Origin of the sequence: Flavobacterium daemonense (assembly GCF_007341385.1) — a bacterium.
GTDB classification, from domain to species: Bacteria; Bacteroidota; Bacteroidia; order Flavobacteriales; family Flavobacteriaceae; genus Flavobacterium; species Flavobacterium daemonense.
The window spans coordinates 1-25,350 of the sequence record NZ_VJYD01000019.1 but is presented as its reverse complement, the minus strand read 5'-3'; the positions used below and the strand labels follow the sequence as shown (position 1 = coordinate 25,350).

Sequence of the window (25,350 nt, the reverse complement as noted above, 5' to 3'; positions counted from 1 at the left end):
AGTCTATTTTTACTAGTTTTTCTACTGTTTTCCTGCTCGAGTGATTTAGACTTTAATCAGGCAAAAGATTTGAAACTGGAACCTGCTTATGTTGCAAATTTGGCCTATTTTGATGTTCCTGCCAATAAATTGACAAATAGCGGAGGCAATCAGATTATATTTGATTCCAGAGATTTTGACATTTTCAAAAAACAGTTTTTTCGTGATTATTTGTCAAAAGCTGAATTTGATGTCGAAATTGAAAACAATATTCAGCGCAGTTTTGTAGTAAACATGCTGTTCTTGAATTCTAAAAATCAAGTCCTAATAACCAAAACATTTAGTGTTCCCGCCTATACAGGAACCTCAAATGTTATTAAATATCCTACTGAAGTTTTTGAAAATCAAAGATTAGAACTTTTAAAACAAACCGAGCAAATTGGTTTTATTGTCCTAATGGCTTCTGGAACTCCGCTAGATCAAAGCAGTTTAGGAAATTTAAAGTTTAGATCAAGTGCAACAGCTTATTTTACGATCCAATGAGGATAAAATATTTAGTTTTGGGGCTTCTTTTGCAGTTTTCTTGTTTTTCTCAAAATAAAGAAGTGCTGTACAATTTCACTACAATTCTGCAAGCTTCACTGGTAAATCCCGGTGCCGATGTTTCTTATAAATTTTATTTTGGTTTTCCCTTATTGTCTGGAGTCTCGTTAAATGCTGGATCAAGCAGTTTTGCGGCTTACGATTTATTTGCAAAAAACGGTGTCGATTTTAATCAAAAAGTGAGAGACGTTGTCAATAAATCTTCAAGAAACGACAAAGTGGTTACAAACGAGCAACTGGAAGTTTTTTCGGGCGGCTTTAGAGTAGGAGGGACAGAAAGCCGTTCGTATGTTTCGTTTGGCGTTTATCAGGAATTTGACTTTTTTATGTACATGCCAAAAGACTTGGCAATATTGGCTTTAGACGGAAATAAAGATTATATCGGAAAAGCATTTCATCTAGATGATCTCAGTGTTAAGGCCGAGGTGCTTTCGGTTTTTCACGTAGGTTTTCATAAAAAAATGAATGACAAATTAGTGCTTGGAGGTCGTGCCAAAATCTATTCAAGCGGTGCAAACGCCGTTTCGGTTCATAATTCGGGCTATATTTATACAGGCCAAGAACCGGGAACTCCAAATCTGTACAACCAAATTATTTCTTCAAATTTAGAACTCAAAACCTCAGGGCTTTCCTCTTTTACAAAAGATGAATATGATGGAAATATTGTACGCGATATTGCCCATAATACTTTTTTCAACGGAAGTTTAGGTCTAGGTCTGGATGCCGGTGTAACATATTATTTAAAAGAAAATCTTCAGGTGACAGGAAGTATAATTGATCTCGGTTTTGTGAGACAGTCAAAAGATATTGAAACCTTGACCTACAAAGGAACTTATCAATATAAAGGTGCAAATCCGGATTTTACGAATCAAAACGATCCAGAAAATGTTTTTGATGAATTTAAAAAAGCGATTCCGAGAGATACTTTATATAATAAATATACAACTTGGCGTCCAACAAAAATTTACACTTCAGTCGAATATTCCTTTGGAAAATCCCGCTCAGATGAAGAATGTAATTGTCACGGACACGTCACAGAACGCTACAAAAATGCGGCCGGAATTCAGTTTTTTGCAATGACCGCGCCAAGAGAACCACTTGTAGCATTAACAGCTTTTTACAAACGAAATATTTTTGAAAAGTTAGATGTAAAAGCCACTTATACAGTTGATTCATTTTCCAACAAAAACATCGGACTCGGACTTTCAGGTACCATCTGGAAACTTAATATCTATGCATTGGCAAATAATGTATTAGAATATAAAGATGTCTCAAAAGCCAGCAGTGCAGCGTTTCAGATTGGTTTAAATTTTGTTTTTCAAGACAAAGAAGAGTAGTTTTTAAAATAATTATTAGAAGCAAAATCCAGCTTTACATTTCAAGCACTCAATCTAAAAAACTTTTTTTCAAGGTTTAAAAAGAGCTTCCGTTGGTCGCTTTTTTAAACCAGAAAAAAAATGCTTTTTAGCTTTTCGTGGCTTTCCATTTCCATCTGGGCTAGTTTGCTCGGTTTTGTAAGGCAATTCATGTAAATACAATTTTATGAATTAGTTAGTATTCAAGTTAGCAATTTATTCACTATATTTGCACGCAATTCAACTAGAAATTGCACCATGATAGCACACAACTCCAAGATTATCGGCGAAGGTTTAACTTACGACGATGTATTATTAGTACCTAACTACTCGAATGTGCTTCCTCGCGAAGTGAGTATCAAATCAAAATTCTCAAGAAACATCACATTAAATGTTCCAATTGTATCTGCAGCTATGGATACAGTAACGGAAAGTGCAATGGCTATTGCTATGGCGCAAGAAGGCGGAATAGGTGTTTTACATAAAAATATGACTATCGAGCAGCAAGCTGGGAAAGTTAGAAAAGTAAAACGTGCAGAGGCTGGAATGATTATCGATCCGGTAACTTTGCCAATGACTTCGACAATTGCAGACGCAAAAAATGCAATGAAAGAATTCGGTATTGGAGGTATTCCAATCGTTGATGAAAACAAAATTCTTAAAGGAATTGTAACCAATCGTGACTTGCGTTTCGAGAAAAACGGAGCAAGACCAATCGCTGAGGTAATGACAAGCCAAAACTTAGTTACGGTTTCTGAAGGAACTTCATTACAGCAAGCAGAAGTTGTATTGCAAGGTCATAAAATTGAAAAACTTCCTGTTGTAAACGATAAAAACGAATTAGTTGGTTTGATCACTTTTAGAGATATTACAAAACTGACTCAAAAACCAATCGCAAATAAAGATTCTTTTGGACGTTTAAGAGTTGCTGCCGCTATTGGAGTTACTGGCGATGCTGTTCAAAGAGCTGAAGCTTTGGTAAATGCAGGTGTTGACGCAATCATTATCGATACCGCTCACGGACATACAGAAGGTGTGGTAAACACATTGAAAGAAGTAAAATCTAAATTCCCTCAAATAGATGTAATTGTTGGAAACATCGCAACGCCAGAAGCTGCTAAATATTTAGTAGAAAATGGTGCCGATGGTGTAAAAGTTGGAATCGGACCTGGTTCTATCTGTACAACTCGTATCGTTGCAGGTGTTGGTTTTCCTCAATTTTCAGCAGTTTTAGAAGTTGCTGCGGCTATCAAAGGAACTGGAGTTCCTGTAATTGCTGATGGTGGAATTCGCTATACAGGAGATATTCCGAAAGCAATCGCAGCAGGTGCTGATTGTGTAATGTTAGGTTCATTATTAGCGGGAACTAAAGAATCTCCAGGAGAAACAATTATTTTCGAAGGAAGAAAATTCAAGTCATACCGCGGAATGGGTTCTGTTGAAGCTATGCAAACAGGTTCAAAAGACCGTTATTTTCAAGATGTTGAAGATGATGTCAAAAAATTAGTTCCAGAAGGAATTGTTGGACGTGTTCCTTATAAAGGCGAATTAAACGAAAGTATGCTTCAGTTTATTGGAGGTCTACGTGCCGGAATGGGATACTGTGGTTCAAAAGACATTCCGACTTTACAAGAAACGGGACGTTTTGTTAGAATCACTTCTAGTGGAATCACTGAAAGTCATCCACACAACGTAACTATTACAAAAGAAGCTCCAAATTATTCTAGATAATTTTTAGCTTTTATATAAAAGTAAAAGGCGTAAGATTTAATTCTTACGCCTTTTTTTATTTCATTTTTTGATGTTAGATATCAATTCGGCTATTCAAAATATCTTCCGCAGAAATATCAGAATGTAGCAAATCTTCCATTTTTTTTGTCATGCGTTGCGCCTCTAAAGCATAGCCAAACATTTTTTTCTCATAATCAGCAATTGCTTCGTCGATTGTTTCAAATTTTCCGTTCGTCAGATTTTCGGTTAGATGAAACGCATCATACAATCCCATATTTACGCCTTCGCCTGCAAATGGAGGCATTAAGTGTGCGGCATCGCCAACAAGTGTAATATTTGAATGTTTTTTCCAAGGTTTTTCCAATGAAAATAATCGTAATGGCAAACCAGAGAATTCAGTTGAAACGGCAAAGAATTTTTTGTAATCATCACTCCAGTTTTTAAACATTTCATTTAAAAAAGCAATTACAGTTTTGTCATCTTCAAAATTGATTCCGTGATTTTTAACCCATTCTTCATTGGCTTTAAAAGAAACTCCAAAATGCAAAGAACCGTCGCTCATGGTATGTGTATAAAACATTTTTTGTTCGCCCATTGCCATGACATTTCCATTTCCGTATTTCGGTTTGAATTCTGGATAATCCTGATCTGGATTTACAATTTCTCCCTGAATAATATAAGTTCCAGAAAGTTGCGGTTCTTGATCGCTTACAAATTTTCGCGCATTTGATCTTCCGCCATTTGCTACAATTACAAAATCGGCTTTTGCTGTTGTTCCGTTTTTGAATTCTAAAATATATTGATTTTCTTCTCTTTCAATATTTGTTAATTGACTGTCCCAAACAACGGTATTTTCTTGAAGATTTTCCAACATAATTTTTCGAAGATCGTTGCGGTCAATTTCTGGTCTTGAATATGCGTTTGTTTCGTTTGGCATTTCATCAGCATTGATATTTCCATGCATATCAGCCATTTTCTCGCCAGTTGGGCGCGCGTGTTTGTAAAATTCTTCCATCAATCCAGCTTTCTGAATCGCATATTGACCGGAATCAGAATGAATATCAAGAGTTCCTCCCGAAGTTCTGGCTTGAGCATTGGCATCTCTTTCATAAACAGTTACATCAGCGCCATTAATTTGTAAAATTCTAGCAGTTGTAAGTCCGACCGGTCCGCCACCAATAATGGCGATTTTTTTATTGTCTATAAGTGAAGTTTTCATTCTATTGTATTTTATATTTTAATTGATATTGTAATTAATATTGTAATTGATATTTTTTTACTAGGGAATAAGTGCTTTTAAAACCAAATTAAAAGCTTCATTTCTAATTTGTTCTGTAAAAACAAAAGGTTCTCCCGACATTGATTTGCCTTCTCTATGAAGTTCTAAAAGTGAATAAAGAGAACCATAAGCAATGCTCCAAAAAACTTCGAAAGTCATAGGTAGAAGTTCTTTTTTTTCAATGGATTTTGTAATGAATCTTTCCATTTCGTTTCTAAAATCTGATGTGATTTCTGAAAGAATGGCCTCTGCATAAGTAGAATGTTTTAAGAGTTCAAAACAAGTAGTTTCAAGCATATGGTTAATGACAAATCTCGAACGGTTTTCCCATTGTTTTCGTAATCCATCAACAAAAGACATTTCTGAGGAAAAATCCGCCAACATTTCATCAAAGAAATTTTGACCTATTTCGCGTCCAATTTTCTTAATCAAATCTTCTTTATCCGAATAATAAATATATAGTGTCGCTACAGAAACACCACATTCTTTAGCCAGTCGATTCATTCCGAAACCTTCAACACCTTGCGAAACCAGCATTTCAATGGCTTTTTGCTTTACAATTTCTTCTTTATTTGTATCCCTTGTTCTCATTGTTTTCTCAATTAGAGTACAAAGATATGAATAATAAGTGAATGTTCGCTTATTTATTTTTTTTAAAGTTTCTAAGGTTCTAAGATGCTGAGATTCTTAGGTTTATTGTTTGTTGTTTATTGTTTGTTGGTTTTTGTTTGTTGGTTTTTGTTTGTGGTTTGTTGTTTGTGGTTTGTTGTTTGTGGTTCTTTGCTTATTGTTGATGTTTGGTTGATGTTTGGTTGATGTTTGGTTGATGTTTGGTGCTATTCGACGATTTTAAGTGAAAATAGTAATTTTAATATCATGTAATGTATGAATTGCCTCCAGCTTTAGCTGGAGGTTTAAAGAGGATAGAGCGAAAGGCTTTAGCCAAATATTCCATGCTTTCGATAATTTTTAAAAAAAATCAGCTAAGCATTATTTTAAATGTTTAGCTGATTTATATGATAAAACTATTTTTTTTTTACATAGTTGAACTTGGCTCGGCTTCTCTGAGTTTTTGGTTTTCTAAAATCTCGCTTAAAAACGGTTGTACCTGACTTTCAATTTCGCTTTCTGAAATATTTAAAGCTTTTGGATCTGAGGTTAATTGCAGCCAAGGTTTTGGTCCGTCAAAATTATAACTTCCAAAAACTACAACCGGAGTTCCTTTGACTTTTACATTTTCTTTGTCTTTCAAAATCCACTCGTCAGCAAAAGTGTAAAGGTATTTGGCATCTTTTTCTTGAAGTCTTAAACACGAATGCGATGCTGGATAACCTGGCAATTCGTATTGATGAAAACCGACACCAAGTTTATTTTCAATATTGAAATTCCATTTTAAATCCCATTCGTCATTAAATGTACTCGTTGTTTGTTCGGCTTTCCAATTGGTGAAAAATAATCCGGTTGGACTAGGATCTTTTTTTCTTCCCATGTTTGTTGGGCCTGTACGTACTAATTCGCCGTTTTCGTATGCACCAAAAGTCTGCGTTGGATACGAAAAAATGATAATTTTTGAAACGTCCTGTAAAGCGGAAACATGAAGCGGAAATGGCATATAATAAACCAAATCACCACTAAAATCTGCCGGAATCACAACAGAATCCAGTTTTTTAAAATTGGCTTTATCGGTTCTGTTTACAGCATAGACAATATTCATTTTGGTGCTGTCAGCTTCGTTCATTTTCAACCATTCTTTTGTATTTTGAATTTGGTACGAAATGGCTGAAGCCGGTTTTTTATATTCAACAACTTTTCTTTCTTTTTTATTTTCAGATAAATGTACGGTTTCGCTTTTCTTGCAAGAACCTAGTAAAACCAACATCATTATCAATAGGGCATTTGCGGAGTAATATAACTTTTTCATAGCTCGTATTTTTATGAAAGTAAAGTTATAAATAGGATAGGGCAAAGGCGTTACACAATTTTTTGAATTGGTTTCGGGATTTACATTTTGATATCCATGATTAGACTTGACAGGTTTTTAAAACCTGTCAGGTCTACTTTGCATTTATAAAAAGCAAATTCGAAGTTTTAAATCTAAATTTATTCTTTTGCTTTTATGATATTGTAGTGCAATAATAGTTTTGACTTTGGCTATTCATTATTGAATATTAAAGAATCCAGAAGCATTTTTATAGAATATTTTATCCTTTTGAGCATCATTTAAAAAAGGTGCTTCTTCTACATTTTTAATGCTTAGAGGAATTCCATCTTCCCATATCATTTGGTCAGAACCATACATAATTCTGTCTTCGAATCCGGCAGTAATTAGAGCTTTTAGGTAGCTGTAGAATTCCTCTTTCGGAACTAGCCAATCAACAGCAGATATATCGACGTAAACTTGCGGAAATACAACCATTAAAGCTTTGGTGTCTTCTAAAAAAGGAAACCCCATGTGCATTAATTGAATTTTTAATTTCGGATGTTTTAGAAGAACTGGTTCTAAAAGTAATGGTTTTCCAGCTTCAATTCTGAAATTAGGACAACAAGTATATGGTGTATTTGGACCTGCGATTCCGGTATGTATTGCAACTGGAATTCCAAATTTCTCACAAATTGCTAAATAAGGTTCGTATTTTTTATCATTCAAAAGTTCTCCTTCATATTGTAAGCCAAGTTCTCCAAAGGCGGAGATTTTATGCTCTTCGCATAATTTTTTAAAGGCTAAAGTATCCGGCAAAGCGTTGTTTTGATGATCCGGATACTCTAAAGAACTTATAAATCTTGAAGGATCTTTTGAAATAAAATCTGCATTTCTTTTTAGCGTTCCGGAGCAAATTGCTTTTACAACATTATATTTTCTAAGCAATTCAAGGTTGCTGTTTAAGATCATATCATTATTGTCTGCCTTTGGAGCTTTTCCCGTTATTGGATTTGGAGGAGGAATCTTTCCGTAATCTCCCGCAGAACGAGTATGGAAATGCACATCAATTATCTTTCTGTTTTGTGATATTGCACTTTGAAAAAATAAAATAGGGATTAAATATAAGAGTATAGCTTTTTTCATCTTGATCTATTTTAGTTTTGATTGTGTTTAACAATCTGAAAATGAAACTTTTATAGATCCAAAGGTACTAAATAATTATATAAGTCCTTTTATTTTAGCATGTTGCAACAAGATAATAGTCTTAGCGTCAACAATTTCGCCAGATTCAATCATCGCATACGCTTCATTAAAAGTGTATTCTAAAACTTCAATATTTTCTTGTTCCGAAGCCAATCCACCACCTTCGCTTACTTTCATGCTTTCATCATATTCGGCAACAAAAAGATATAAAATCTCAGTAACAGCGCCTGGCGACATATAAGTTTCAGTCACTTTTTGAACCTTGCTGATTCTATATCCAGTTTCTTCTTCGGTTTCGCGAATGATTGCGGTTTCAGGATTGTCTTTGTCCAAAAGTCCAGCACAAACTTCGATCATCATTCCGGTTTTATTTCCGTTAAGGAAAGTTGGCAAACGAAATTGTTTCGTTAAAATGACTGTTTTTTTAGTGCTATTGTAAAGTAAAATTCCTGCTCCGTTTCCTCGGTCATAAACTTCACGAACATGCGTCTGAATTTTTTCATTTTCTTTCTGGTAACTGAAAGTAACCTTGTTCAGGATATACCAATTGTCTGATAATAACTTCGTTTCTGTAACTTTAATTTCTGGGTTTTTCATGGCGTGAATATTTGTATAAAAAAACGCTCTGATAATCAGAGCGTTTAAAGTGTATTATTTTGTTATTGTTTGCTTTCTGTCTGGTCCAACCGATACAATTTTGATTGGCACTTCGATTTCTTTTTCAATAAACTCAATGTATTCTTTTAGCTCAATTGGCAATTCATCATAAGTTGTCAATCCAGTCAAGTCAGCTTTCCAGCCTTTAAATTCTTTGTAAACCGGAGTAACATTTTCTGGTTCAATGTTGTATGGGAAATGAGAAATATTTTGTCCTTTATAGTTGTATTCTGTACAAACTTTCAAAGTTTCAAAACCAGAAAGAACGTCGCCTTTCATCATCATTAACTGCGTAACTCCGTTAACTTGAACAGCATATTTTAAAGCTACTAAGTCTAACCATCCGCAACGTCTTTGTCTTCCTGTAACAGATCCAAATTCGTTACCCACTCTTGCCATTGTAGCACCAACTTCGTCAAAAAGTTCTGTTGGGAAAGGTCCGCTACCAACACGAGTCACGTAAGCTTTGAAAATTCCGTAAACTTCTTTGATTTTGTTAGGAGCGATTCCTAAACCTGTACAAGCTCCTGCTGCAGTAGTGTTTGATGAAGTTACAAAAGGATACGTTCCAAAATCAACATCTAATAAAGATCCTTGAGCACCTTCACAAAGAATAGATTTACCCGCTTTTTGCGCTTGGTTCATGTATTCTTCACTGTCAATGAAATCTAATTTTTTCAATTCTTCAATAGCTTCGAAGAATTCTTTTTCAAGTTCAGCTAAGTTGTATTGAATGTTTACATCGTAAAAAGCAATCATAGCTTCATGTTTGTCAGCTAAAGCTCTGTAACGATCTTTAAAATCTTCTAATTCAATATCTCCAACACGCAAACCGTTTCTACCCGTTTTGTCCATATAAGTTGGTCCAATTCCTTTAAGAGTAGAACCAATTTTTGCTTTTCCTTTTGATGCTTCAGAAGCTGCGTCAAGCAAACGGTGCGTTGGTAAAATTAAATGTGCTTTTCTAGAAATGATTAATTTCTTTTTGATGTCAAGGTTGAATTTCTGCAAACCTTCAATTTCTTTTTGAAAAACTACAGGATCGATTACAACACCATTACCAATGATATTTACTGAATCTTTGTGGAAAATTCCAGAAGGAATCGTTCTAAGTACGTGCTTAATTCCGTCAAATTCTAATGTATGTCCTGCGTTTGGTCCTCCTTGAAAACGTGCAATAATATCATAATTTGAGGTAAGAACGTCAACAATTTTTCCTTTACCTTCATCTCCCCATTGTAATCCTAGTAATAAATCTACGGTCATTCTGTTTTAATTTGCGTTGAGACAATTTAAGTTGCCCTACTGATTAATGTAGTTAATTTTCTTTTTTTTTATTTTTTAATAATTCCTTTTTGGGATTATTGTTTTTGCTTTTTGTTTCCGTAGAAATAAAGTGAATGATTCGTAATTTCGATATCAAATATTTCTTCGATTGTTTTTTTGATGGTCTGAATTCTTGGATCGCAAAATTCAATAACTTCTCCCGAATCAGTCATGATGATGTGATCATGCTGTTTGTCAAAATATGATTTTTCGTAATAAGCCTGATTTTGTCCAAATTGATGTTTTCTAACCAAAGCGCAGTCTAACAATAACTCGATCGTGTTGTACAAAGTAGCTCTGCTCACACGGTAGTTTTTGTTTTTCATTTTGATATATAAGTTTTCAATATCAAAATGCTCTTCGCTATCGTAAATTTCCTGAAGTATAGCATATCGCTCAGGAGTTTTGCGATGCCCTTTTTGTTCAAGATACATTGTAAAAACATTTTTTACAATTTCTTGATTCTTAGTGTTGTCAGTTGAAATGAGTGTCATATCCGGCAAAGATAATTTTTTATTTTTAATCAATAAAAGTTTCGGCTTTAAAGTTTAACGTTCAAAATCATATTAGAGCAGCACAAATTCAATAATTATGGGCTTTTGCGGTGATATGTTTTGGAGAATCTAAAAAACCTTAATTAACATAAATATTTTTAATTACGATAAAATTAACAAATTTCTATTTGCTTTTTGTCATGTACATGTACCAATTCCATTCCCATGTTTTTCCGTTGTCATCAGACATTGCCTGACTCCAAATTGGATTGTCTTGATCTCTGGCATCCCAACGAAAAACTTGAAGGACATTTTTACTTTCAAAAACATCTTTTGAGAAAAAATGCCCAATATTATTTTCGAATGAACCAACTACGGGTTTATCTAAAACTCCAGTATTCGAATCTGACCAATAAATGCTCCACAATCTCGTTTTCGGATTAAATAATCTAACCGTCATTCCTTCAAAAGGTTCTCCGTCAAAAGTGGACAAAAAGTTATCAATATTTCCAATTCCTTTCAGGATTTTATACATTTCCTGAGTCGATGGGAATTCAATCCATTCTGTGCAATTTGCAAAACGTTCTTTTAATTTTTTATTTTGAATGAAAGACTTTCCCTGAAAAAAATCAAAATCATCTTTTGAAGAAGATTCAGAAGCGACAATGATAAGTTCGCCATTTTCATCAAAATTGATTTCAGGAATTTCTAGGTTTTCATTTTCCATAAATAATTATTTAAGCTATTTTTTTCTTTGTGCAGAATTATTTAAACACATAGAAACATAGTTTTTATTTCAAAAAAAAGAAGGCAAAAAGAAACTAGTTTCTAACACATAGTCTATGTTTATTTATATAAGTGAAACGCCTTTTTCGACAAAGAAATCTATGTTTCTATGTGTTAAATTACTTTAAACTTTCGACTTATTTATGTTCGGTATTCTCTAGTCACTTTATCAACACCATCAATCTTTTTGATTGCATTGATCATCTTTTTCAAAATGGTGTTATTTTTCACAATAACCGCAATTTGTCCGTGAAAAATTCCAGCATCTGTGCTTAGCGAAATACTTTGAATATTCACGCTCATATTGTTCGAAATTACCCTTGTCAATTGGTTTGTAAGTCCTAAAACATCCATTCCCGTAATATTGATGATCGCTTTGAATTCTTCTTGCGATGAGTCAATCCATTTGGCACTCATAATTCGGTATGCATAATTAGACTGCATTCCAATGGCATTCGGGCAATCTTTTTTATGCACTTTTATTCCTTCATTGATGGTCACGAAACCAAAAACATCGTCGCCCGGAATTGGATTACAGCATTGCGAAAGTTTATAATCCAGTTTGTCATGTTCGGTTCCAAAAACCAGCATGTCGTAATTGCTGCTGATAACTGGTTTATGAATATCCTCGTCGGCTGTATCTTTATTTCGTTTGATTTTATTTTTGAAGAAATTGATAAACGAATTGCTTTTTTGAGCCGCATAATCCTTTAACTGCTGATTTTCAATCGCTCCAATTCCGACTCTGTAAAATAAATCTAAACTCGTTTTTAATTTAAAAAAGTTAACCAACTCGTTTGTAACTTGTTCGTTAAGCGTAATTTTTAAATGTTTTAGTTTTCGGGTAAGAAGTTCTTTTCCTTCCTCGCCAATTTTTTTGGTGTTTTCGTTTAAAACGTTTTTAATCTTGTTCTTTGCACGTGAAGTAGTTACATATTCCAACCAGTTTACCGTTGGTTTTTGGTTTGGAGAAGTGATTACTTCAACTTGATCACCGCTTTTTAATTCGTGATTTAACGGAACAAGGCGTCCATTTACACGTGTTCCTCTAGTTTTGATCCCAATTTCAGAGTGAATGCTAAAAGCAAAATCCAATGAAGTCGCACCTTTAGGCAGTGATTTTATTTCTCCCTTTGGCGTAAATACAAAGATTTCTTTTGAATACAAATTCATTTTGAAATCCTCAACAAAATCAACGGCATTTGTTTCTGGACTTTCTAATGCTTCGCGAAGCAGATTCAGCCAAGTATCAAGACCGCTTTCCTCAGTTGCGCCATTTTTGTATTTATAATGTGCAGCGTAACCTTTTTCGGCGATTTCATCCATACGCTCGCTTCGAACCTGAACTTCGACCCAGCGGCCTTTTGGTCCCATAACGGTAATGTGAAGTGCTTCATAACCAGTTGATTTTGGAGATGAAATCCAGTCACGCAAACGGCTCGGGCTTGGTCTGTAATGATCTGTTACGATCGAATATATTTTCCAAGCGATAAATTTCTCATCGTGGGGATCAGACTTATAGACAATTCTAAGCGCAAATTTGTCGTACACTTCGTCGAAAGTCACATTTTGAGCACGCATTTTTCGGCGAATCGAATAAATAGATTTCGGACGCCCTTTTATGATATAATCGATGTTTTCAGCATCAAGAGATTTTTTCAAAACATCTGAAATATCCTTGATATAAGCGTCTTGTTCCTCTTTAGTTTCCCTGATTTTGCTCACAATATCATTGTAAACAGTAGGTTCAGTATATTTTAAGCCTAAATCTTCTAATTTGGTTTTGATATTATAAAGTCCTAAACGATGGGCAAGGGGAGCGTAAATATAAAGTGTTTCCGAAGCAATTTTCGTTTGTTTATATTCTGCCATCGAATCCATGGTCTGCATATTATGAAGACGATCGGCGAGTTTTATCAAAATAACACGTACATCATCGTTCAATGTCAAGATCATTTTTCTAAAATTCTCGGCCTGCATTGATGCATTTAAGTCTTTTTGAACCAATGAAATTTTAGTCAGACCTTCAACTAATTGAGCTACTTTTGGATTGAATAAGCGCTCAATTTCTTCAACTGTCATGGGAGTATCTTCGACAACATCGTGCAATAAAGCCGCAGCGATAGAGGTCGCGCCCAGACCAATTTCTGAGGCAACAATTTTTGCAACTGCAATAGGATGAAATATATACGCCTCTCCAGATTTGCGTCTTTGTTCTTTGTGAGCATCAACAGCTACATCAAAAGCTTTCCGAATCAGTTTTTTATCGGCGGGGGTTAATGTTTGATAACTTATTCGAAGTAATTCCTTGTATTCCTGCGCAATCGCTTTGTTTTCTTTCTCAATATCTATTTCTATCATAACGGCATATTCAAGTACTAAAAATACGCATTAGTTTGAATATACGCAAGGTTTTAGATTGTTGATTTGTGATTTTAGATTTTAGATTTTTGAAGAAAAAAAAATCTTAGAAATCCATAATGGTTATTGGAATTTGTATAGCCCTTAAGGGACAAAAAAAAGTCTATATAAGCTTGTTTACCAATATGAAATCTCTACGAGATTTTTTTTTGAAGAGTTTGATAAAGAAATGCTCTTTTAGGAGTTAAATATTGGTAGAAAAAAACACATGAATGATATATAATGTCCCGTAGGGACTAGACAAGCTATGTGATATCTTTGTCAAAGTTTAAAACTTTGACAAAGATTAAATCACTAAATATGTTTTTATTGTATTTTCGAAAAATCCAAATCCTGAAAATCATAACTAAAATCTGTTAGTTCCGAGATTGGAAGCATTTTTAGATTAGTAGCTTTTCCGCTTTCATCATATTTAAAAAGTAGGTGAGCATCAGCATGAAAAAAAGCATTGTTCCATTTTACCACGTAGTTGCCATCTTTGTAGAAAAATACTTCTCCGACTAATTGTGGTGAGCGTTTTGAAGCAAAATACAGTTTTCCTTTTTTCTCAGTTATTGTAACTTCGCCAAACCAATTGTCCTTGTAAGTACCTGTAATTTTAGAAAAATCAGTTTTTATTTTGTCTTTTTTGTTTTTGGCAACAACGGCCCAAACTTCGTCAGTAACTTTATCGGCTTTTTCTTCGTTGGCCTTCATTCTGTTGCTGTAAACGGTCACATAATCATCAGATTTAATGCCTAAGTAACTGTCTTTTATTGTGTTTGTAATTGCGTTAAAGGCTGCTCCAGATTGTTGATTCGTCAAAACAATAATTCCTAAACCAATTTCCGGAATCAAAGTTGTTTGCGTAACATTTCCTTCTAAACCTCCTGTATGCGAAGCTTGTTTGTATCCTTTCACATCGCTTAAAAACCATCCTAGTCCATAGCCTGAAAAATGCGTGTTGTAAGGAGGCCTGGTTTTAGCCGGAATAATAGTTTGCAATTGCCACATTTCATCATGTTCTTTTTCCGAAAACAATTGTTTGTTATCGCTGTATTTTCCGTTATTGATCTGCAAAATCGCCCATTTGCTCAAATCGTTTACACTTGAGTAAATTCCGGCTGCGCCATCAAAAAGCTGGTTTTCGTAACGTTTTATTGTTTTTAGTTTTCCGTCAATTGGAACATGAGGCGTAATGACGTTTGAAGTATCTTTTAAGCGTTTGATTGATGCCACACTGTTGTTCATTTCCAATGGTTTCATGATGCGTTCTTCGACAAAATCTGCCCAAGTTTTTCCGCTTACAACATGAACAATTTCACCTGCAATAATGTACATCAAATTGTCATAATCGTATTTTGTTCTAAAGCTCGAAACAGGTTTTAAGTAACGTAAATTATGAATGATATCCTGGGCTTTAAAATCGCTTCCGTCAGGCCAGATCATCAAATCTCCGGCTCCAAGGCCAAGTCCGCTTCTGTGTGTCAGCAAATCACGAATCGTAAATTCACGAGTAACATAATCATCAGACATTTTAAAATCCGGAAGATATTTAATGACTTTGTCATCCCATTTGATTTTACCTTCGTCTACAAGCATTGCAAGTGCTGCAGTGGTAAACGCTTTACTGTTTGATGCAATTCCGAAAAGGGTATTGGCATCAACTTTTTCTTGTGTTTTAATTGATTTTACACCATAACCTTTGGCTAGAACTACTTTTCCGTCTTTTACAATCGCAACTGCAATCCCAGGAACATCAAATGTTTTTATTGTTCTGTTTACCAATTCATCAACTTCCTGATTTGTAATTTGTGCCGAAACAGAAAAACCGAAAAGTAATGCTAAAAGTGATAGTTTAAAATTCATGATTTTTAATTTAAAATTAATTGAATCCTCTTTGGCGTTTGGCCTCGAAAATTAAAATTGCAGCAGCAACCGAAACGTTCATGCTGTCGATTTCGCCCTGCATTGGGATAATGATATTTTGCGTTGCAGCTTCACGCCATTGCTGGGTCAAGCCTGTTGCTTCTGTTCCGACAACCAAAGCCGTCGGTTCAGTAAAGTTTTGAGTATGATAAGAAGTCGAATTTTGTAAAGTTGCGCTGTAGAAATTGATTTTGTTTTCTTTTAAAAAAGCAATGATTTCTGTAGATGTTCCAACTGCGATTTGATTGGTAAAGAGGCAACCAACGCTGGAACGGACAATGTTCGGGTTATATAAATCACTTTTTGGATCAGCGATTAAAACAGCATCCAATTTTGCAGCATCGGCAGTACGTAAAACAGCACCAATATTTCCTGGTTTTTCCAAAGATTCAACTACAAGAATCAACGGATTTTCAGATAATTTTAAATCGGATAGTTTTAGCGATTTGGTTTTGGCTACAGCCAAAATACCTTCAGTAGTATCGCGATAAGCCAGTTTTTGATAAACGTCTTTGTTGATTTCGATTAATTGAACTGAATTTCGAATCAGTTTATTGATTTCGTTTTCAGAAACTAATTCGGGTAAAAATAAAACCGTTTCAATTTCGTAACCGCCTTTTATGGCTAATGAAATTTCACGTTGTCCTTCAATCAAAAAAGTTCCAGTTTGTTTTCTGGCTTTGGATTTTTCCTGAAGTAATACCAAAGATTTTATAAACGGATTTTGTACTGAAGTGATTTGTTTCATTTTTTTAAGGCTCAAAGTTGCAAAGAAGCAAAGGTACAAAGGTATATGAGTTCCTGCAAGGTTTTTAAAACCTTGTAGGTTTATGAAAAAAGGTTGCCACGAATTACACTAATTTTCGCTAATTTTTATTTGTAAAGTGTAAAAAATTAATTCGTGAAAATTTGTGGAATTCGTGGCAAAAAAAAACTATTCTTCAGTAGAAGTAGTTTCTTCTAAAAGAGCAGTTTCTTCTTCAGGTTTGGTAACCACTTGGTCTTTGCTTCCAAAAAGGAATTTTTTTACGGCAGCAAAAGCCGCTACAATTCCCACTACAATTACTTTTGCAAATTTTGCCAAAATAGCGAAGAATCCAACTTTTGCCAACACTTTCCCGGCCACTAAACCGCCAATTGTCCATGCAGCAACTGTATCTGTATCGGCGTCAAAATCTAAGTATTTATGTCCATCGTTAAATTCAACACTTTGAATAATTTCCGGAATACTTCTTTTTACTTCCGCAAGCTGATTAATTCCTGCTACGGCAGAAATATTATACATTCCTTTACGGCCCAAAACTCTCAAATCATAATTCAAAGTATGGTTTTTATCTTGGCCAAACTGCAATTCTTTTGCCCAATGCAGCACTTTCAAATTATTGTCATAATACGGTTTTGATGCCCAGCCAATCAATTGAACTTCAGGATATCCGCCTTTTTTGCGTTCCTCATTTGCAGTTGCTACATCTTCTTTCATTGTCTTTAGAAGATCATCGTAATCAATTTCGCCTGCGTCGTCATCTTTTACGTAACCATCACCTTGATAGCTAATCACAAACATCCAGCTGTCGGCGTGTGTAACTCCTTTTCCATCTGGAACAAGTGAACCAAGAATCGCTTTATCTTCTGGATTTCCCCACAATTTGGTCAAAACTTTTTGTGTTTGCTCACCGTTTAAGAATTTAAATCCTTTTGGAACATTTAGAGTTCCATCGCCCTCAGAAAGCTTGATTTTTCCTGATTCGTAATTAAAAGATTTTTCAATTTTGTCATAAAAAGCAGTAAGTGTATCTGCTTGTGCATTGATTTTTGAAATGGAAATCAGCCATAAAAAAATAAAAAGTACTGTTTTTTTCATTTGGGGTTAATTGAATTGGTTAATTATTTTGGTTTTTATTTGGTTTCTATTTGTTTTGAAATAATTCTGAAATCTCTTTTTCAACAGGATGTTCGGCTGTGAAATTATAACCTAAAATTTTTGCAATCGTCTGGGCAAATTGCTTTTGATAAATTTGAGATTCGGTTTTGATTTCGCCTTTTGGAGCAATTTCTGGTCCCATAACTGCGAACCAAATTTGCGATGCACCTTCAACATCGGCACCATGATCTGTCCATTGTGCTTTTACTTTGTCGCCTCGGCCATGATCAACGGTTATAAATAGTGTGGTTTTATTTTTGTATTGAGGATCACTCTGGACAAAATTCCAGATTTCCTGAATCCATTTGTCAACTTGATTTGCAGCGTCTAGATACGAGCGATATTGCGCATGATGCGCCCACTCATCTGTTTCGCCATAAGCAATATAAAGGATTTTTGGTTTCTTGGTTTTAAGTTCGTCCATTGCCTCATAATGCGTAAAAACATCCAGACATTCATCTTCATGAAAAGGCTTATAGGAGTTGTTACGCATTTCATTTAGCAGTTTTTGAGCTTCAGTTGGTTTGTTTCCGCCTACTTTATCGAATGCAGAAACTACAGGAAAACCGCTTCTTTCTTCATTTAAGATTCGGTCAAAAGCATCCCATGCTCCAAAAGCGGCAACTTTTCCTTTAAGTTTAGATTGTTGATTTAAAAACTCTAAAACATTGACATTCGGATTGGCTTTATAATGATTTGAATTGACTTTAGTATCAACATTTCCGGTCATAATTTCACTGTATCCTGGATAACTGAACCAGTACGGATTAGCAACATCAACTTTATTTCCTAAATCTCTGCTTCCGTAAATTTGCCCTTTGGAAGCAATTTCAGACCAGAAAAAAGGCATTAGTTTTTTGCGTGCTTCTTTAATATCAGCGCTTCCATATTTTTTATAAATGTAAGCACTATCACCCTGATTGAATTTTTTATCATTGGCAATCGCCGGATCCAAACCTTTAAAAACTTCTTGCCATCTAAATCCGTCAGTAGTAATGATTATGATGTTTTCTGTTTTTTGCGCGAAAGATCTCCAGCTTAATAAAACGAAAAGAAATAGAATTGCTTTTTTCATTTTGTATTAGTTTGAAATTACATTGATTAGTTGTAAATTTTTTCAAAACTAATTAATTTAAGTAAGCAATTTTTACGGAATAACGTAATGTAACTATAAATTAATAGAAGATAAAAGTAGCTAAAAGCGAAGTTGTTTTTCGCCAAAGACCATTTTACATCTCACAAAAAACATTTCACATATTTTACAAAATCCCGCGTGCCTTAATTTCCAGATATTTATTAATGGCATCCAAAGTAAGATTTTCAGGCTGCGTCAAAACCGAATGAATTCCGTATTTCTTTAATTCATTTGCGATCAAGCGTTTTTCAAACATGAATTTTTCTGCGATCACTTTGTCATAAACTTCCTGAATCGTGTCTGTTTTTTTGTTTATGATGGCATTTAATTCTGTATTCTGAAAGAAAACGACAACCAATAAATGACTTTTTGCAATTCCTTTTAAATAAGGCAGTTGTCTGTTTAAGCCGTCCATGGTTTCGAAATTGGTGTATAGAATTATCAAGCTTCTTTGGTTAATGTTTTTCTTAATATCAACATATAATCGGCTGTAATCGCTTTCAAAAAAATCAGTTTTAATATTGTATAAAGTTTCAAGGATTTTCTGCATCTGCGAACCTCTTTTTTCGGCATAAACTCGGTTTTCTACTTTTTTGGAAAAAGAAAAAAGACCCGCTTTATCTTGTTTTTTCAGAATAACATTGGATAAAACCAAAGTCGAATTTATCGCATAATCCAATAAACTCAAGCCATCAAAAGGCATTTGCATTACACGTCCTTTATCAATCGCCATATAAACCGATTGTGATTTTTCGTCTTGAAACTGGTTGACCATCAACGCATTTTTCTTTGCTGTTGCCTTCCAGTTTATCGTTCGCAAATCGTCGCCTTGAACATATTCTTTAATTTGTTCAAATTCCATTGTATGGCCAATTCGGCGAATTTTCTTGATTCCGTATTGATATAAATTATTTGAAAAAGCCAATAAATCGTATTTTCTAAGCTGAATAAACGACGGATAGGTTGGCACCATTTGGTCATTACTAAATGTAAATCTTCTAGAAATCAATCGCAAAGGCGAAGAAACGTAAATGTTGAGATTCCCAAAATAATATTCGCCACGCTCCGTTGGACGCAAATCGTAACCGATTTCTTTTTGTTCCGATGCTTTAACGGTTTTTATAAGTTTAAAATCACGAACTTGAAACTGAAACGGAATCTCATCAATTATTTTGACTGAAACCGTAAAAGTATAATGGTTTTTTAAAATGATAGTTACAGGGTTTAAATCACCGTTTGACAACTTTTCTGGAGTGCTTCTCTCGGCCTCAAATCCAGTTCTTGTCAAATATAAAAGCAAAATATCAAGACCTAAGAAAGTTACCAAAATCAAAACCCCAAACCAAACCGCATTATAAATATTCGGAAAAATAAAAGCACAGATAAACAATCCCACAATGCCCGCAAGCACATAGAAAAAGAAGTTGTTGAGATATAGACTTTTTATGAATTTCACTTTTGTTTGTTTCAGGTTTTATGTTTCAGGTTTCAGGTTTGCTTCTCCCAAAATCTCGGGACGCTCAGCATGACAAAAAATAAAAAGGTTTATTAAAAATTGCTGTCATCCTGAGCGGAATCGAAGGCTCGTTTTTCAATTTACCATTCATCATTAACAATTAATAATTAATAATTACCTCGGAATTTCAACCGTTTCAATAATCTGTTTTATAATTTCAGAACTTGTAATTCCTTCCATTTCTCTTTCTGGGGAAACAATCACACGGTGTTGCAATACAGGAATCGCCGCGTCTTTGATATCTTCAGGAGTAACAAAATCGCGTCCTCGAATTGCAGCGAAACCTTTTGCTGCATTCAAAATTGCAATCGAAGCACGAGGCGAAGCTCCTAAATATAAAAATGCATTTTCTCTAGTATTAACAACAATTCGGGCAATGTATTCCAATAGATTTGGTTCCACTCTAATTTGTTTTACCAAAGCCTGATATCCTTTAATTTCTGAAGCAGAAAGCACTGCTTTTATAGCTTCTAATTTGCCATGATTCTGCAATAAATGTTCGCGCTGAATAATCAGGATTTCTTCATTCAATTTTGGATAATCAATCGCAATTTTGAATAAAAAACGGTCTAATTGCGCTTCAGGCAAACGATACGTTCCTTCTTGCTCAATTGGGTTTTGCGTTGCAATTACTAAAAACGGAGTGTCAAGCTGATAAACAGAACCGTCAATTGTAATTTGGCGTTCTTCCATAACTTCAAAAAGTGCCGCTTGCGTTTTTGCCGGAGCACGGTTTATCTCGTCAATCAAAATTAAATTAGAGAAAATAGGTCCTCTTTTAAACTCAAATTCAGAGTTTTTCAAATTAAAAATAGAGGTTCCTAAAATGTCAGAAGGCATTAAATCAGGCGTAAATTGGATTCGGCTAAAATCAATATTCACAGCTTTTGCCAGCAATTTTGCTGTAATTGTTTTCGCAACTCCCGGAACACCTTCTAATAACACGTGACCGTTTGACAAAATCGCAACCAAAAGTTGATCGATCATTTTATGCTGTCCAACAATAACGGTTTCAATTTCTTTTTTAATAGCATTCACATGCTCTAAAAGCGGTGTCAGGTTTATTCGGGTTTCAAAATTCACATTTTCGTTTGTGATTTCGTTTTCGGTTACGTTATTTTCTTCCATGTTTTGGTATGTTTTCTTTGATCTTATTATTTTCTTTTTGCCACAGATTAAAGGATTTAAATCGATTTTATTATTTATAATTAATCTGTGGTAATCCTTTAATCTGTGGCAAAACTATTTATCTAATGTATAACTTTTTCAATTGCATTATTGATTCGGATTAAATCTTCTTCAAGACTTCCGTGATAACTTTTTCGGTGTTCATTGATTAAAAAAACAAGCTCCTGAATATCGGCCAAATTTTTACCTGCTTTCAGATGCAGTTTTTTAATAAAATCATCATCCAGTTTTGTCGTATCAATCAAGTATTCGTTTCGCATTTTTTCAAGGAAATAAATGATTTTCTTGTCGATAATATTCGTGTGATCACCTTCCTGATAATATAAATTTCCGATTGTTTTTGTAAAATCAACAGTCAAATTGCTGAGTGGTTTTACAATTGGAACAATTCGTTGTTTTCTTTTTGCATTGAAAAAAATGAAAATCAAAAGTCCCAATAAACTAAACATATATGCCCATTTTAAAGCAGGCTGACTGAAAATATAGCGCAACGGCGAACTTGAAACCGACTCATTATTTTGTCCTTTTGTATACCAAAAAACATCACCTTTTGGAATATAGGACAACACATCCTCAGCATATTGATAATGATTGTCTTTTAATAAATGATAATTTGTAAAAGCCGCAGGTTGCGTGTGCAGATAAAAATAGCCTCCGTTATAGCGAACTTTTATAAAATTAACATGCTTTTTGTCTTTTTCAGTATTTTGATATCCTAAAACAGTAGTTTCAGCAGTGTCAATTTGTGAAAAATAATCCTCAACCGACTGCTTAAAATTATATTTTTTGTCACTTATTTTTGGGTTTGCCGCCCAAATTGAAGTATTGCTGTAGCGCTTCAAATTGGTTTGAGTTTCCAGTTTCAAGCTGTCAAGCAAGATTTTCGGAAAAGTTCTCATGCTTAAAAAAGCATTATTTCCTCGCGATACAAAATAAAAAAGCTCTTTTACCGATTGTTCGTCAATATCAGCTGCTAAATCAATATTCAAAAACGTACCTTTTATTCGGTAATCCTCAACTAATGTATCTGGATTATATTTCGAATCTAAATATTCGTAAGGCGTTACCGTAGAGATTCTTTCTATTTTTTGATCTTTTAAAAGATCTTTAATTTCATGGTCAAAAACATATAAACCATACGGAATTTTGTCATGCACAGAAAAAGTCGGGCGCCAGTCAACAGGTTTTGGCTGACCTTTGTCAATCAATAAAATCAAGGCCATTAGAAAAACCAAAACGCCTATGTAAATTTTGATGGATTTATTCATGGCTAAAGGTTTTTATGGCATTTTTAAATCGGTTTTCTGCTTTTGCGAATGTGGCAGCATTAATGTCAAATTCGCCATACCAGATGTAATTATACAAATAAGACAAATAAGTGAATTCTTCTTTAAGAACCGGACTCTGAATCTCGTATAAATAATCGGAGTTTGTTTTTTCGATATCCCATTCGATATAATGATTTTGCGCCATTACTTTCAACAACCATAAATAATAGTATCGAATTGCGTTTCTTTTCTGTCCCGATTCGATATTTTCTTTAATGAGTTTTTCGAAATCCAACAAGTGAATATTTTTCTCTGTATCTGAATAATAAATGGTTCGTTTTTTTGAATTTTTTCCAAAAATCCATTGTCCTTCTTTATTGATCAAGGCTTTTACAATCAAAAATATTACGACGATAATAATGATGATTGCCAATGTTTTAAAAAGAACAGCAACAAAATTTATTGACGCTTGAGGATTTTTGAAAGTAAATATTCTTCTGAAAATTCCCGCCAGCCATTCCATGAAAATATCCCAAAATGTTTTTTCTGGTGCTTTTGTTTCATAAACAAAATCGGAGCCTTTGTAATTTTCTTTGAAATCTTTTTTGAAAGTCTTTACAGGAATTGCAATCGAATCGACTTTAATATCTTTTTCGGTGTATTTAATTGAAGCGATTTTTGGCGGTTCTTCGGTCGCAAGAGAATCCTGCGCATTTGAAAAACTGCAGCCAAAAACAAAAAGTAAAATGAAGAAAAATTTATTCATTATGGTTTCCGATTAAGTCAATTTAGGCTGATAATTTTGTGTTTTTTTGAAGACGATAAATGGATAAACCAAATAATAAAATGAAATTATTCCTAACGTAAATAGAATTATAAAACTGCTGAGCCAGTTTGGCATATCAATAGAATATCTGGTAATAAAACCCTCTAGAAATCCCGCCGCAATTGTAAAAGGAAATGTGCTTAAATAGATTTTGAAACTGTTTTTGAAGCCAATTTTAAAAGAATTCATTCTCGAAAAAGTCTTTGGAAATAAAATCGAAGCGCCCAAAATAAATCCTGCAGCAGTTTCAATAACAATTCCGAAAATTTCCATTGCGCCGTGAATCCAAATTCCTCTAACACTTTTCCAGAAAACGCCTTGCTCATAAAAGAAATACTGAAAAGATCCAAGCATAATACAGTTGCTCAAGCAGATATAAAAAGTTCCAATTCCGGCAAATAGTCCGAAGAAATAACATTTTGCACCCACAAAAAGATTATTCATTGTGATAGAAATGAAACTTCCCCAGTTGCTTCCAGAGCCGTAAACCGCCATTGGGTTCCCTTTTTTGATGTTTTCCAAAGTTTCGTTGACATAATTATCACCAAGAATAAGACGAACAAAATTAGGATCGTATTTTGCAGAAATGACGCCAATAGCAACCGTCGCAAAAAATAAAACAAAGGCATAAATCAAATAACGTCTGTACTGATAAACCAGCAAAGGAACTTCGGTAATAAAAAATTCGGCTATTTTGTTTTTCTCCGTTCTTTTAGTTTTATAAATCTTCTGATAAATCTGCGATGCGAGGTGATTTAAGTAAATAACAGTTTTACTTTTAGGGTAATACGTTTGCGCATACGACAAATCATTCATCATTTGAATGTATAAATTAGCTAATTCGTCAGGATTTTTTTTAGCTTTACCAAAAATAGCTAGCTCAAATTCCAGCCATTTTTCTTTATTTTGTTTTATGAAGGCAACTTCTCTCATTGAAGGCTAAAATATAAAATATGTCAGAATTATCTATTAACACAACACAAAATGTTAAAATAAATTTTATAGCAGCTTCTGTCGGCGAACGACTAGGGGCTTATTTTATTGATGCTTCAGTAAAAATCGCTTATATGTTATTCGTCTGGTTTGTGTTTTTTTATTGGCTCAAAATCGGTGTTTTAATGGATGGTCTAGACGATTGGTCGAGTAGAGCGTTGATGTTGTTTTTTGCTATTCCGCTAATATTTTATTCGCTTACACTGGAAAGTATTTTTGAAGGACAATCGATCGGAAAAATTTTGGTCAAAATAAAAGTCGTTAAAATTGACGGTTACCAAGCCGGTTTTGGCGATTATTTAATTCGCTGGTTTTTTGGGATTATCGATTTTTTCATCCCTGTAATTTACGGACTTGTAGCTTTGATTACCGTAATATCTAGCAAAAAAGCACAGCGTTTTGGCGATATGGCAGCAGGAACAGCGGTGATTACTCTGAAAAACAAAATCAATATTAGTCATACTATTTTAGAAGATATTGGAACTGCTTATGTTCCTACTTATCCGCTTGTAATCAAATTATCAGATAATGATATGCGAATTATCAAAGAGACTTTCATCAAAGCAGCCGAGAAAAATGATTTTGAAATCATCGGAAAATTAACAGCAAAAATTGAAAGTGTAACCGGAATCAAAAATCAATCTGGAAACAACAGTGATTTTATTAGAGTGGTTTTAAAAGACTACAACTTTTATACGCAGAATATGTAAGGAAAGGTTCTAAGTTTCTGAGTTGCTAAGGTTCTAAGTTTTTTTTGTAAAGCATTTGATTTTTAAAACTTTGCGACTCTGCGACTTCGCGTGATTTTTTAGTTAGTGTTTTTTAGTTTAAAAGGTTTAT

Annotated in this window: 22 protein-coding genes; 4 read left to right on the top strand and 18 right to left on the bottom strand. The window is 34.2% G+C overall.

Going from position 1 to position 25,350, the window contains the following annotated elements; translation table 11 throughout:
- Positions 1-69: 69 nt before the first annotated feature.
- The 3 genes from FND99_RS18530 to guaB all read left to right on the top strand — a co-directional run bounded on the left by FND99_RS18530 (position 70) and on the right by guaB (position 3,668).
- Positions 70-522, top strand: coding sequence for a hypothetical protein (locus tag FND99_RS18530; protein ID WP_246074245.1), 453 nt, complete (start codon positions 70-72; stop codon positions 520-522).
- The gene (locus FND99_RS18525) at positions 519-1,919 is read left to right on the top strand and encodes a DUF5723 family protein (protein ID WP_144339424.1); all 1,401 of its coding nucleotides are present in this window, start codon (positions 519-521) and stop codon (positions 1,917-1,919) included. The genes FND99_RS18530 and FND99_RS18525 overlap by 4 nt, the downstream gene beginning before the upstream one ends.
- Positions 1,920-2,195: 276 nt before the next feature.
- Positions 2,196-3,668: an IMP dehydrogenase gene (guaB, locus tag FND99_RS18520; RefSeq protein ID WP_144339423.1), complete on the top strand. Its 1,473-nt coding sequence runs from the start codon at positions 2,196-2,198 to the stop codon at positions 3,666-3,668.
- Between the two features lie 73 nt (positions 3,669-3,741).
- Here guaB and FND99_RS18515 read toward each other — a convergent pair whose 3' ends face one another.
- The 18 genes from FND99_RS18515 to FND99_RS18430 form a co-directional block, all read right to left on the bottom strand.
- Positions 3,742-4,887: an FAD-dependent oxidoreductase gene (locus tag FND99_RS18515; RefSeq protein WP_144339422.1), complete on the bottom strand. Its 1,146-nt coding sequence runs from the start codon at positions 4,885-4,887 to the stop codon at positions 3,742-3,744.
- Positions 4,888-4,947: 60 nt separating this feature from the next.
- Entirely contained in the window at positions 4,948-5,538 is a 591-nt protein-coding gene (locus tag FND99_RS18510) for a TetR/AcrR family transcriptional regulator (RefSeq protein ID WP_144339421.1), read from the bottom strand.
- A gap of 445 nt (positions 5,539-5,983) precedes the next feature.
- Positions 5,984-6,868 carry a L,D-transpeptidase gene (locus FND99_RS18505; RefSeq protein WP_144339420.1) on the bottom strand — a complete coding sequence of 295 codons (885 nt, stop codon included), beginning with the start codon at positions 6,866-6,868 and terminating at the stop codon, positions 5,984-5,986.
- Between the two features lie 237 nt (positions 6,869-7,105).
- Positions 7,106-8,011, bottom strand: a complete 906-nt coding sequence (locus tag FND99_RS18500; RefSeq protein WP_144339419.1) for an amidohydrolase family protein — start codon at positions 8,009-8,011, stop codon at positions 7,106-7,108.
- Positions 8,012-8,086: 75 nt separating this feature from the next.
- Positions 8,087-8,668 (bottom strand): NUDIX domain-containing protein, encoded by a 582-nt coding sequence (locus tag FND99_RS18495; protein WP_144339418.1) that lies wholly within the window; start codon positions 8,666-8,668, stop codon positions 8,087-8,089.
- Positions 8,669-8,722: 54 nt separating this feature from the next.
- On the bottom strand, positions 8,723-9,994 hold the full coding sequence (locus FND99_RS18490) for an adenylosuccinate synthase (protein ID WP_144339417.1): 1,272 nt from the start codon (positions 9,992-9,994) through the stop codon (positions 8,723-8,725).
- Between the two features lie 95 nt (positions 9,995-10,089).
- Positions 10,090-10,548 (bottom strand): Fur family transcriptional regulator, encoded by a 459-nt coding sequence (locus FND99_RS18485; RefSeq protein ID WP_026981862.1) that lies wholly within the window; start codon positions 10,546-10,548, stop codon positions 10,090-10,092.
- A gap of 184 nt (positions 10,549-10,732) precedes the next feature.
- On the bottom strand, positions 10,733-11,275 hold the full coding sequence (locus tag FND99_RS18480; protein WP_144339416.1) for a hypothetical protein: 543 nt from the start codon (positions 11,273-11,275) through the stop codon (positions 10,733-10,735).
- Between the two features lie 200 nt (positions 11,276-11,475).
- Positions 11,476-13,695 carry a RelA/SpoT family protein gene (locus FND99_RS18475; protein WP_144339415.1) on the bottom strand — a complete coding sequence of 740 codons (2,220 nt, stop codon included), beginning with the start codon at positions 13,693-13,695 and terminating at the stop codon, positions 11,476-11,478.
- A 366-nt stretch (positions 13,696-14,061) separates the two neighbouring features.
- Positions 14,062-15,603 carry a serine hydrolase gene (locus FND99_RS18470; protein WP_144339414.1) on the bottom strand — a complete coding sequence of 514 codons (1,542 nt, stop codon included), beginning with the start codon at positions 15,601-15,603 and terminating at the stop codon, positions 14,062-14,064.
- A gap of 16 nt (positions 15,604-15,619) precedes the next feature.
- Positions 15,620-16,411, bottom strand: coding sequence for a TrmH family RNA methyltransferase (locus tag FND99_RS18465; RefSeq protein ID WP_144339413.1), 792 nt, complete (start codon positions 16,409-16,411; stop codon positions 15,620-15,622).
- Positions 16,412-16,597: 186 nt separating this feature from the next.
- Positions 16,598-17,524: a DUF2167 domain-containing protein gene (locus tag FND99_RS18460; protein ID WP_144339412.1), complete on the bottom strand. Its 927-nt coding sequence runs from the start codon at positions 17,522-17,524 to the stop codon at positions 16,598-16,600.
- 46 nt (positions 17,525-17,570) lie between these two features.
- Positions 17,571-18,659, bottom strand: a complete 1,089-nt coding sequence (locus tag FND99_RS18455; protein ID WP_144339411.1) for an alkaline phosphatase family protein — start codon at positions 18,657-18,659, stop codon at positions 17,571-17,573.
- 184 nt (positions 18,660-18,843) lie between these two features.
- The gene (locus tag FND99_RS18450) at positions 18,844-20,175 is read right to left on the bottom strand and encodes a DUF58 domain-containing protein (protein ID WP_144339410.1); all 1,332 of its coding nucleotides are present in this window, start codon (positions 20,173-20,175) and stop codon (positions 18,844-18,846) included.
- A 174-nt stretch (positions 20,176-20,349) separates the two neighbouring features.
- Complete coding sequence (locus FND99_RS18445; protein WP_144339409.1) at positions 20,350-21,363, bottom strand: AAA family ATPase; 1,014 nt, start codon at positions 21,361-21,363, stop codon at positions 20,350-20,352.
- Between the two features lie 122 nt (positions 21,364-21,485).
- Positions 21,486-22,691 (bottom strand): DUF4350 domain-containing protein, encoded by a 1,206-nt coding sequence (locus tag FND99_RS18440; protein ID WP_144339408.1) that lies wholly within the window; start codon positions 22,689-22,691, stop codon positions 21,486-21,488.
- Complete coding sequence (locus FND99_RS18435; RefSeq protein ID WP_144339407.1) at positions 22,684-23,457, bottom strand: DUF4129 domain-containing protein; 774 nt, start codon at positions 23,455-23,457, stop codon at positions 22,684-22,686. The genes FND99_RS18440 and FND99_RS18435 overlap by 8 nt, the downstream gene beginning before the upstream one ends.
- Positions 23,458-23,469: 12 nt before the next feature.
- Positions 23,470-24,450 carry a stage II sporulation protein M gene (locus tag FND99_RS18430; RefSeq protein ID WP_144339406.1) on the bottom strand — a complete coding sequence of 327 codons (981 nt, stop codon included), beginning with the start codon at positions 24,448-24,450 and terminating at the stop codon, positions 23,470-23,472.
- A gap of 20 nt (positions 24,451-24,470) precedes the next feature.
- Here FND99_RS18430 and FND99_RS18425 point away from each other — a divergent pair, with 20 nt between their 5' ends.
- Positions 24,471-25,220 (top strand): RDD family protein, encoded by a 750-nt coding sequence (locus tag FND99_RS18425; RefSeq protein WP_144339405.1) that lies wholly within the window; start codon positions 24,471-24,473, stop codon positions 25,218-25,220.
- Positions 25,221-25,350 lie beyond the last annotated feature (130 nt).